Origin of the sequence: Mycobacterium arosiense ATCC BAA-1401 = DSM 45069, from assembly GCF_002086125.1 — a bacterium.
GTDB classification, from domain to species: domain Bacteria; phylum Actinomycetota; class Actinomycetes; order Mycobacteriales; family Mycobacteriaceae; genus Mycobacterium; species Mycobacterium arosiense.
The window spans coordinates 1-10,076 of record NZ_MVHG01000128.1; the positions used below are offsets into that span (position 1 = coordinate 1).

Consider the following 10,076-nt stretch of genomic DNA (forward strand, 5'->3'; position numbering starts at 1 on the left):
GGCCCGCCCGGGCCCCCCGGTCCGCCCGGTCCGCCGGGTCCGTTTGCGGCCGGGAGCAGGAACACGCACTGGTTCAGCTCGACGTTCCAACCCCAACCAGGGGCACATTCGCCGTCGGCGCGGCTGATCGCCGGCGTTGCCACCACCGTCACCGGCAATCCCGCCAACACCGCAGCGACCGCACCGATCATGCAGCGCCGCACGTAACGTCTCATCGCCGACCTCACTTCGCCGTTCGGGCACGGCGGGCGGCGAGGACCGTCGGGTACGGCCCGGCCCGCGCCCATCATTGTGCGGCAGCCACCGGTGTTAGCGTGCCGAATTCGGCGAGCTCGAATGCCGCCCACGCCCCCAGTCGGTGATCAACTTAATTCGAACACCGGGATGAGCCGATCGGTGCGTTGCTGGTACTCCCCGAACCCGGGCGCACGCTCGACCACCACCGAATAGACCGAATCCCTTTCGTCGCGCGGCAATTCACGCGCGGTCGCGGGCTTCGCAGCCTCCGAACCGATTTCGACAGACACGCGGGGATTGGCGCGAATGTTGTGCACCCAAGCGGGATTGTTGTCCCGGCCCGCCGCCGAACCGACGACATAGATCTTGCCGTCGATATCGAAGTAGGCGACCGGGTTGACGCGTTGGGCGCCGCTGCGCGCTCCGGTCGAAGTCAGCAGCAGCAGCGGGAAACCCTCGAATTGCCCGCCCACTTTGCCGCCATTGCGGTGGAACTCGTCGATGTTCTGCTCGTTGAATTCGCGTTCCGCGCTCAGCGCGTCGTCACCCATGACGCTATGGTGGCATGCGGTGCGCGCGTCGGCCAGCATCCGCCGCAGTGACGCAGTGTGGCAAGAAAATTGACTTCGCCGATCGGCTTCCGGCGGGTGGAGCCCACGCCGCAGCGTCACTTCCTCGACGGCGCGGGTTCGACCTTGGTCAGTTCGCTCAGGCCGCTGATTCGCAGCACGGACATCAGGATCGGGTTGGCCAGCAGCTCGATGCGGTCGGCGTGGGCGGCCAGTGCGCTGATCGCGGCGCTGTCCAGGTACTCGACCGCGCTGATGTCGACGAGCAGCGCTTCCTTGCCGCCGCCGGCCTGGGTGGCGGCACCGGCCAAAGCCTGGTTGAACGCATCGATATTGCTCAGGTCGATCTCACCCTCAACGACCAGCATGAATTTCCCGTCGCTGCCGCGCGCGGTGTCCAGCGTGAGCCGGGTGGTCATCAGGTGATCCTCGCGGATAGGTGAACAGTGGTGCCGTCGTCGTCGGGCCGGATGTCGACATCGTGCATGAGGCTTCGCATGAGGGGGATGCCTCGACCGCGGTGCGGGTAGGACCCGGGTTGTGGAGCCTTCCACGAGCCAGTGTCGGTGATGGTCAACTGGACCGCGTCGCCGGTTGCGATCGCCCCGAGGCGAATTATGCCCTGCGGTCTATGTCGATGACCGTGCTCGATGGCGTTGGCCACGGCTTCCCCGGCCGCGACGAGCACGTTCATCGTCTGATCTGGGTCCAACCGGGCCTTGACCAGCCAGTCGCGCAGGGCGGTGCGGGTGGGGGCTAGTTGGCTGACGTCGGCGGGGAACTTCAGGTCTAATGGGGCCGGGTGGCGATAGAGCAACAGGACAACGTCGTCCCGGTACCCGCCGATCGGTGCGACGCGGGACATGACTTGATTGGCCAGGTTTTCCAGCGTCAACGCGCGCGCGTCCTGCGCGACGGTAACCATTCGGGAGATGCCGTGGTCGAGCGGGACGCGGCGCCGCTCCACCAGACCGTCGGTATAGAGCAGCAGCGTCGAACGCGCCGGGATAATCGCGCGGGCTTCCGGTCGGGGCCAGTCACCGCGTACCCCCAAAGCGATGGTGTGGCCGTCGTCGAGCATCTGGGTGCTGCCGTCGCTGTGCACCAGGATGGGCGGCGGGTGCCCGGCGCTGGAGTACACCAGTTCACCGGTCTCGGGGGTGAGCACCGCGCAGACCGCGGTGGTGCATTGGGCGCCGGGCAGCCGCGCGGCGAAGCGGTCCAACCCGGCGAGAGCCGCACCGGGGCTTGGGTTTTCGAGCAACAGCGCGCGACAGGCGCTGCGCACCTGACCCATCACGGTGGCCGCGGCCAGACCATGGCCCACACAATCACCGACGATCAAGGCGATTCGCCCGTCTTCCAGGTCGACGATGTCGTACCAGTCACCGCCGACCTGCAGCGGCCTCGTCGCGGCCTGATAGCGCACCGCGAACCCGGCGGGCAGATCGGCGGGGCCGAGAATCGCGTGCTGTAGGGCCAGTGCGGTTTCGCGCTGCTGGTCGACCTGGTGCACCCGCTGCAGCCCCTGGCCGAGGCGGCCCGCCAAGACCGTGAGCAAGGTCTGGTCTTCCAGGGTGAACATGCGCTGCTCGGTCAAATCGATCCAGACGACGAGCACACCGTCGGGGTGCCGCAGTGCGATGCCCGCGGTCCCGGGTTGCGTCGCGTTGGAGGTGAGCAGATCGCCGTCGCGCAGCGCGCTGAGCGCTCGCTGGGTGTGCGGCGGCAGATCGGCCCACTGTGCCGGCTCGCCAACCGACACGACATGAGGTTCACCGGACGTCATTTCGGTGGACGGACTTTCCGCAGGGAAGGTGACGGCCAGCACCCGGCGCGCGCGCCATAGCCGACGCAGCTCCTCGGCGGCGGCGTGCACCGCGTCCTCGACCGTATCGGCCTGGGCCAGTTCCTGGTTGAGCGCGTGTTCGCGACCCGCCGCCAGCGCCAGTGCGATGGCCGCGTGTCGGGCGAAATCACTGACGAGATCGAGGTAATCGTGGCCGAAGGCGGGCTGGTGCGGGTCGCGGGCGACGGCGATGACGCCGAGCACTGCACCGTCGGCGACCAGCGGCATGACGACCGCCGAGCGTTTGCCGGCGTCGGTGAATCCCTCGATCGGGTACTCGAAGGAGTCGGTGATCAGCGCCAGCCCGCGGCGCGCCACGCCGCCGGTGGTCGAGCCGTCCATCGGAACCTGCCGACCAATCACCTCCGAGGAGTACCGGCCGGCCGTCGCGGCCACGACCAGGGTGTCGACCTCGTCAACGGGCCGTTCGAGCTCACTGGGCACCAGCAAGATCGCCTGCTCGGCACCGGCCAGCTCCAGCGCCCGGTTCACGATGAGCTGCAACGGCCCGGTCTGCGGGTCGCCGGACAACAGCGCCGTCGTGATCTCGCGGCTGGCGTTCGTCCATCTCGCCGATTCGCGCTCTCGTTCGAAGAGCCGGGCGTTGTCGATGGCGGCCGCCGCCGCCGTGGCCATCGCTCGCACGGCGCCTTCCTGCGAGTCGGAGAAGACGCGGCCCGGACGGTCGTCGGCCAGATACAGGTTGCCGAAGTTGGCCCCCCGCACGGTAATCGGGATGCCGAGCAGCGCACGCACCGGCGGTTCGCGTCCCACCAGCTCGGCGGCGTCGGGATGGCCGCTCAGATCGTCAACGCGCAGGCCGTCGCCCACCGGTAGGTCGCCGAGCCGCCGCGCCGTATCAACGTCGATTCCCGCATGCACGAAGGAAACGAGCGCGCCATCGGCGGCGCGGATGCCCAGCGCGGCGTAGCGGGCACCGGTCAACTCCATCGCCGCGTTGAGGACCCGGTGCAGCGTCACGTCCAGGTCCAGATCCGAGCCGATTTCGACGATGACCCGCACCAGTTGTTCCATTTGGTCACGCGCCGCCACCAGCTCATCGAGCTGGTCATGCATGCGGCTGACCAGGTCGCGCCGGCCCTGCCAGGTGAAGGCGGAGTCACTCCGGTCGCTGTCCATAGGCATCAACGGTAGTGGGTCGGGCGTTCGGCGATGTCCGGATGGCGACACTCCGGCGTGCGCTGGGGTTCCTCGCGCATGGGGTGGCGAGTACCCGCTCAGTAGCTGGCCAACATGCTTGGCGTTCACGCGAGATCGCCGCCACTGAACGAACTGCAGGCAGCGCGCCTTTACCCGATCTTGACCAGGTTTTGAATTGTCCCGCTGAAGATAGCTGACGTGAGTACGCTTTCATCGGTGGAGCTGCGGGTTTTGGGACCTCTCCAGGTCCGGCAAAACGGGTCGCCCGTCGCTATACCGGGCGCGAAACCGCGCGCCATCCTCACGATGCTGGGGCTGCACGCCGGGTCCGTCGTGCCGGCCGACACCCTCGTCGAACTGCTCTGGGGTGAGGAGCCGCCGCGCACCGCCGCCAAGGCCCTGCAGACCCACATCTCCTCGTTACGCCGCGCCCTGGGCGACGGCTTTGTCTTGACCCGGGGATCGGGTTGGGTGCCGAATTGCATTTGACCTACGTGATTACGGTCGAGAGCGGCTTGCTTAGCCATATCGAAGTCTTCGACGAGTCCGACCTCGATAAAGCGCTCGCACGCTTCGATGAACTCACCGGCGAAGGCCAGCCGACGTGACGGCACCACAATGTCAACCGCTCTACCTGCTGGCCGACAGCCAGCTGCTGTTCTGGAAGCGTCACGGCCGGCTACTTCTCGAAACGGCCCTTGACGGATTGGCCTGCGACGAGCCGCCGAGCGCGGCCTACATCGGCGCCTCCAACGGTGATCGAGCGGAATTCTATGAAATCTTCGAAGCCGCAATGGACGCCGTGGCAATCACCGATCGCAGCATGGTCGCTTCGTCGTTCGGACCCGACGACCGCGCCTTCCTGGAACGGGCGCAGTTGATCGTCTTGGCCGGCGGCGACGTGTGTCGCGGATGGACTACGTTCGAGGCAACGGGCATGAAGGACGTAATTTTGAACAGCTACGTCAAAGGAGCTGTCCTCGTGGGTGTTTCGGCCGGTGCGGTCCAGCTCGGGCGGTACGCAGTAGTCGACACACCCGAAACCTCCGCGACCGAGCTGCCCCGCCTGTTCGATTTGGTGCCGCTGATCATCGACGCGCACGACGAGCAGGCCGGATGGGCGCGGCTCTCACGAACGATTCAGCTGCTCAACGGATCGGTAACCGGACTCGGAATCCCCACCGGCGGCGGGGTTATCGCTTACCCGGGCGGAACAATCGAGCCTTTGCGCCATCCCGCGCACACATTCACCTTCGAGGGCCCGGGCGTCACACACTCGTTGGTGCCGCCGAAGTCGGGCCGGGATACGAAAGCCCTTGACGGGCGGCCAGATCGCCTGTAATCGTTCGGCGAGACCATGACGCACGCCTTCGACCCGACCGGACCCGACGGCCACCCGCGGATCGTCGCCGATCTGCTGCGACCCGATGCCTACGACCCGCCGGCCGACGATGTGCGTCTCCACGAAACGCACAGCTCGTGGGTCCTGCTCGCCGGCCCGTATGCCTACAAACTCAAAAAGCCGGTGAACCTCGGCTTCCTGGACTTCACCACCATCGAGCGCCGCCGTGCAGACTGCGAAGAAGAGCTGCGCCTCAACCGGCGGTTCAGCCCGCAAATGTATCTGAGGGTCATCGAAGTCGCCGAGCGAAATGGCCACTACCGCATAGGTGGCGAACCGGGCTCAGGCGAGCCGGCCGTGTGGATGCGGCGCCTCCCGGAGGAGGGCATGCTGCCCGCCAAGCTCGCGCGCGGCGACGTCGACCTGCGCCTCGCGCGTCGAATCGGTCGCACCCTGGCGCAGCTGCACGGCCGGGCCGAGACCGGTCCCGACATCGATGCGTACGGCAGCGCTTCCAGCGTGATGGCGAACTGGCGGGAAAACTTCGACCAGATGGGCCCTTTCATCGGCCGAACCGTCTCGAGCGACGTCAACGACGACATCCGAACGTACGTCGACCAGTTCATGCGGAACAATGCGTCATTGCTCGAGCGGCGCGTGGCCGACGGGCACGTGCGGGACGGCCACGGCGACCTGCACGCCGCCAGCATCTGCATCGACGACGGCCAGATCCTGCTGTTCGACAGCTTGCAGTTCGCGCCGCGCTATCGGTGCGCCGACCTAGCCTCGGAGGTGGCCTTTCTGGCCATGGATCTCGAGTATCACGGACGCGCGGACCTGGCCTGGGCATTCGTCGACTCCTATGTTCGGGCTAGCGGCGACGATGGCTTACGCGACCTGCTCGACTTCTATACGTGCTATCGCGCCTACGTTCGCGGCAAGGTCCGCAGCCTGCGCTTGGCCCAGATTGAACAGACTCCCGATGGCGAAGGGCATCAACTGATTGCGGAGTCGCGGGCCTATTTTGACCTGGCGTGGGCGCACGCGGGCGGCCTGCCCCGTCCACCGATGGTGGTCACCATGGGCCTGCCGGCAAGCGGTAAAACCACCCTGGCGCGCTGCATCGCCGGCCGATTCGGGCTGGTGCACCTTTCATCAGACGTGGCGCGCAAGAGGATGGCGGGCATCGAACCAACCCAACGCGGCACTGATGCATTTGGTTCGGGTCTCTACGACCCGGCAATGACGCGAACTACATATGCTGCGTTGCGCCGCGACGCCGCCCGCTGGTTACGCCGGGGCCGCGGCGTGGTCATCGACGCCACGTTCGGCAACCCGACCGAGCGGGCCCAGATGCAGACCCTCGCGCATCGACTCGGCGCCGACCTTCACGTGGTCCTATGCGACGCGGACGACGCCACGCTGACGGCGCGTCTCGAGCGACGCGCCAGCGAGCAAGGCGTTGTCTCGGATGCGCGGATCGAGTTGTGGCCGCAGCTGCGAGCCGCTTTCACGCCTCCCGATGAGCAGCAGTCCGTTCTCCGCGTCGACGCGACGCAGTCTATCGAGGCTACTGTCGAGCAGGCGGTGACGCTGCTGCGCGCTTGCTACCGATGAGGTGGCCTGCGACCAAATAATCTGCGCATCACCAAGTTCGGGGGCGTTTTGTCCGTCAGCGCTTGGGTGCGGTTCCGCGTCGTCGCGGCGTGCGGTGGGCGGCGAGCACGTCGGCATTGGCCAATGTTTGCGCCTGAGCGGCCAGCGTCGATGCCTGATTGGCGTACGCAATAGCGTCGGCTTCGTTGCCCGCTTCCTTGTCGTGCGCCGCTGCCAGATGCCGTTTCGCGTCGTCGAGCCGGGCCTGCGCCTCGGATCCGATGTTGGCGCGGTGTCTGGCGGCATAGTCAGAGATCTGGCGCAATCTGGCGTCCGCGGTCGACAACGCCTGCTGCAATGAATGATTGCCGCCGTCCACGGCCAGTTGGCCTCCGGTAGTGCTCGCGCGCCGCCGGCGGCGGCGTGCGCGAAATAGCAAGAGCAACAACAGCAGGACGACCACCACGACGATGACGCCAATCGCGATCGGCAGCCAGCCAATCTTTGACGCGCCGGGCTTGGGCGCGCTTGCCGATTTGTCCAACCCGTCGGCGGCCGCGACCGCCGCACCGCCCCAGTTTCTTGCGCCGAGTACGGGTTCAATCTGGTTGCTGCGCAAGCTGTTCAATTCGGCCGCTGTCAGACCCTGCAGCTGTGGGGGCACGTTGAACGCATACAGCTTGGTGTTGGTGGCGATGGCCAGCAACGCGTCGTGGTCGCCGAGTCCACTGGCGCTGCGTGTTTTATCGGCCCAATTGTCGGGTTTGAACCTGGAGAAGTTGTCGACGTAGGCGACCCACAGTTGGATGTGCCGATCGCGGTAGAGCCGGTCGAGCGCCGCGCTGACCGCTGCCCGGTCTGATGCCGTCAGCACCCCGGTGCTGTCAGTGATGCGGTCGGTGAGCTTGAACGGGGGTTGTGCCCCGGCTGGAGTTGCCCAGAGCAGCCCCGTTACGAGGATCGTCAGGACCGTGCCGAACAGACGAACAACCCGCATACCGGTCAATCTAGCCGTCCAGTCGGGGGTTCGGGCAGGGGTCAATGTCATGCGGCTCGGGCTTTGATCTTGGTTCGACATGGCGGTGACCAGCAGAATTCGTCAAGGTCGCGGCCCCGGCGCGACCCCCGATTGCGTACTGGACACCCTCTGGTTAAGCGCGTAACCTCTGTCGCGCGACAACAGCATTTCCCGCGAACGAAGGGCCATGAGGAACATTGAGTAACACCATTGCGGTCTTCAACCCGTCCACCGAGGAGCAGATCGCGGAAGTCCCCGATTCCGACCAGGCGGCCGTCGACGCAGCGGTGGCCCGGGCACGCGAGACCTTCGAGTCGGGGGTGTGGCGCAAGGCGCCCGCGTCGCACCGCGCAAACGTGCTCTTCCGCGCGGCGCGCATCATCGAGGAACGCAAGGACGAGCTGGCCGCGCTCGAGTCGCAGGACAACGGGATGAACTTGACGGCCGCGGGCCACATCATCCCGGTGTCGGTCGACATGCTGAAGTACTACGCCGGCTGGGTCGGCAAAATCCACGGCGAGTCGGCCAATCTCGTCTCCGACGGCCTGCTCGGCACCTGGGAGACCTACCACACCTTCACCCAGCTCGAGCCCGTCGGCGTGGTCGGCCTCATCATCCCTTGGAACGGGCCATTTTTCGTCGCGATGCTCAAGGTCGCACCCGCCCTGGCCGCGGGGTGCAGCGCGGTCCTCAAGCCCGCCGAGGAGACGCCGCTGACCGCGCTGAAACTGGAGGAGATCTTCCGTGAGGCGGGTCTGCCCGACGGCGTCCTCAACGTCATCACCGGTTATGGCGAGACCACCGGCGCCGCGCTGACCGCGCACCCGGACGTCGACAAGATCTCGTTCACCGGGTCGACGGAGGTCGGGCGGCTGATCGTGAAGGCGGCCGCGGGAAACCTCAAGCGGCTAACCCTCGAGCTCGGCGGCAAGTCGCCCCTGATCATGTTCGACGACGCCAACCTCGACAAGGCCATCATGGGTGCGGGCATGGGCCTGCTCGCGGGCTCAGGGCAGAACTGCTCGTGCACGTCGCGCATCTACGTCCAGCGCGGCATCTACGACAAGGTGGTCGAGGGCCTGGCGGGATTCGCCCAGATGTTGCCGATGGGCGGCAGCGATGATCCGGATTCGGTGCTGGGGCCGCTGATCAGCGACAAACAACGCAAACGGGTCGAGGGTATCGTCAACGACGGCGTGGCCGGTGGCGCGCAGGCGATCACCGGCGGCAAGCCGATGGACCGCAAGGGCTACTTCTACGAGGCGACGATCATCACCAACGCCACGCCCGACATGCGCCTGATCAAGGAGGAGATCTTCGGCCCGGTGGGCTGCGTGATCCCGTTCGACGACGAGGACGAGGTGATCGCCGCCGCGAACGACACCCATTACGGGTTGGCCGGCTCGATCTGGACCGAGAACCTCTCCCGCGCCCACCGCGTCGTGAATGAGCTTCGCGCGGGCCAGGTTTGGGTGAACTCCTCGCTCGCGGCGGACCCGTCGATGCCGATCTGCGGCCACAAGCAGTCGGGTTGGGGCGGCGAGCGTGGCCGCAAGGGGATCGAGGCCTACTTCAACACCAAGGCGGTCTACATCGGCCTGTGATTGGTTCGCGAGCGTAAGCCCACTGCGAAAATCGGGGTGAGATTTCGCAGTGGGCTTACGCTCGTCTTGGCACCGGCCCTCGAAATGATCGCGCCGAGGCAAACTCTGGGCTATAGCCGTTTGCGCTGGCATGGTAGCGAGCTGTGCGGGTGTGGCTGAGTGGTTAGGCAGCGGCCTGCAAAGCCGTATACACGGGTTCAAATCCCGTCACTCGCTCCAAATCAGACAGTTCATGTCGCGATTGCGTCGAGATAGAACCATCGGCCGGCGCGGCGCTCGAAGCGGCTGCGTTCGCGCAGACTGCCTGCGCGGCCGGCGGATTGGTAGCGGGCGGTGAATTCCACTTCCCCGGAACAGGTAGTCGGCGTCTCCACAGGCGAACGCCGAGTATCTCGAGCGCATCAACGCCTGGGCCGTTCGGGCCGCCAGCTCACCGTCGTACAAGGGCCCGCAACAGGCGCGATAGGTCTCCTCGCTGCCGCAGGGACACGGTTCGTTCATCCCAAGACCCTGACCACGCCCTCACGGTGACTCCCACGGCGGCGCCGCGCCGGCGGCGTCCTGCAGCACCTGCTGGAGCTTGTCGAGCGGATCGCCCCCGCCGAGGTCGAGCCGGCGCGGCGGGATGTCCCAGCCGTCGGGTGCAACGGTGACGAGCGGCGGCGGTGGTGGCGGAGGGGGCGGCGCCGCTCGTCACCGT

General features: G+C 66.6%; 8 protein-coding genes, 1 tRNA gene and 3 pseudogenes. 6 read left to right on the forward strand and 6 right to left on the reverse strand.

The annotated features are described in order from the left end of the window. The 4 genes and pseudogenes from BST14_RS30615 to BST14_RS26535 all read right to left on the reverse strand — a co-directional run. Positions 1-215, reverse strand: a pseudogene (locus BST14_RS30615) (hypothetical protein); the annotation flags it as partial. A gap of 147 nt (positions 216-362) precedes the next feature. Next, a complete protein-coding gene (locus BST14_RS26525) occupies positions 363-788 on the reverse strand; it encodes a nitroreductase family deazaflavin-dependent oxidoreductase (RefSeq protein ID WP_083067283.1) in 426 nt (141 codons plus the stop codon). A 116-nt stretch (positions 789-904) separates the two neighbouring features. Then, the gene (locus tag BST14_RS26530; protein ID WP_083067276.1) at positions 905-1,225 is read right to left on the reverse strand and encodes an STAS domain-containing protein; all 321 of its coding nucleotides are present in this window, start codon (positions 1,223-1,225) and stop codon (positions 905-907) included. Next, positions 1,225-3,795 (reverse strand): SpoIIE family protein phosphatase, encoded by a 2,571-nt coding sequence (locus tag BST14_RS26535; RefSeq protein ID WP_083067277.1) that lies wholly within the window; start codon positions 3,793-3,795, stop codon positions 1,225-1,227. The genes BST14_RS26530 and BST14_RS26535 overlap by 1 nt, the downstream gene beginning before the upstream one ends. A 237-nt stretch (positions 3,796-4,032) precedes the next feature. Between BST14_RS26535 and BST14_RS31240 the strand changes: the two are divergent. From BST14_RS31240 to BST14_RS26550, 4 genes and pseudogenes are all read left to right on the forward strand, one after another. Then, positions 4,033-4,290, forward strand: a pseudogene (locus BST14_RS31240) (AfsR/SARP family transcriptional regulator); the annotation flags it as partial. 11 nt (positions 4,291-4,301) lie between these two features. After that, positions 4,302-4,424: a hypothetical protein gene (locus tag BST14_RS31485; RefSeq protein WP_281252831.1), complete on the forward strand. Its 123-nt coding sequence runs from the start codon at positions 4,302-4,304 to the stop codon at positions 4,422-4,424. Continuing rightward, a complete protein-coding gene (locus BST14_RS26545; protein ID WP_083067279.1) occupies positions 4,421-5,158 on the forward strand; it encodes a Type 1 glutamine amidotransferase-like domain-containing protein in 738 nt (245 codons plus the stop codon). Before BST14_RS31485 ends, BST14_RS26545 begins: the two co-directional genes overlap by 4 nt. 15 nt (positions 5,159-5,173) lie before the next feature. After that, positions 5,174-6,775 carry a bifunctional aminoglycoside phosphotransferase/ATP-binding protein gene (locus BST14_RS26550; protein ID WP_083067280.1) on the forward strand — a complete coding sequence of 534 codons (1,602 nt, stop codon included), beginning with the start codon at positions 5,174-5,176 and terminating at the stop codon, positions 6,773-6,775. A 55-nt stretch (positions 6,776-6,830) separates the two neighbouring features. Here BST14_RS26550 and BST14_RS26555 read toward each other — a convergent pair whose 3' ends face one another. Further along, positions 6,831-7,751 carry a TPM domain-containing protein gene (locus tag BST14_RS26555; RefSeq protein ID WP_083067281.1) on the reverse strand — a complete coding sequence of 307 codons (921 nt, stop codon included), beginning with the start codon at positions 7,749-7,751 and terminating at the stop codon, positions 6,831-6,833. Positions 7,752-7,969: 218 nt separating this feature from the next. Here BST14_RS26555 and BST14_RS26560 point away from each other — a divergent pair, with 218 nt between their 5' ends. Both BST14_RS26560 and BST14_RS26565 read left to right on the forward strand, forming a co-directional pair. Beyond that, positions 7,970-9,376: an aldehyde dehydrogenase family protein gene (locus BST14_RS26560; protein ID WP_083067282.1), complete on the forward strand. Its 1,407-nt coding sequence runs from the start codon at positions 7,970-7,972 to the stop codon at positions 9,374-9,376. Between the two features lie 145 nt (positions 9,377-9,521). Further along, positions 9,522-9,595, forward strand: a tRNA-Cys gene (locus BST14_RS26565). 11 nt (positions 9,596-9,606) lie between these two features. Here the strand turns inward: BST14_RS26565 and BST14_RS26570 are convergent. Continuing rightward, positions 9,607-9,877, reverse strand: a pseudogene (locus BST14_RS26570) (YchJ family protein). Positions 9,878-10,076: the final 199 nt, after the last annotated feature.

Bases quoted from the DNA above. Each gene is read 5' to 3' on its own strand.
- BST14_RS26530 (WP_083067276.1), bottom strand. From the start codon at position 1,225: ATGACCACCCGGCTCACGCTGGACACCGCGCGCGGCAGCGACGGGAAA.
- BST14_RS26555 (WP_083067281.1), bottom strand. From the start codon at position 7,751: ATGCGGGTTGTTCGTCTGTTCGGCACGGTCCTGACGATCCTCGTAACG.
- BST14_RS26525 (WP_083067283.1), bottom strand. From the start codon at position 788: ATGGGTGACGACGCGCTGAGCGCGGAACGCGAATTCAACGAGCAGAAC.
- BST14_RS26550 (WP_083067280.1), top strand. From the start codon at position 5,174: ATGACGCACGCCTTCGACCCGACCGGACCCGACGGCCACCCGCGGATC.
- BST14_RS26535 (WP_083067277.1), bottom strand. From the start codon at position 3,795: ATGGACAGCGACCGGAGTGACTCCGCCTTCACCTGGCAGGGCCGGCGC.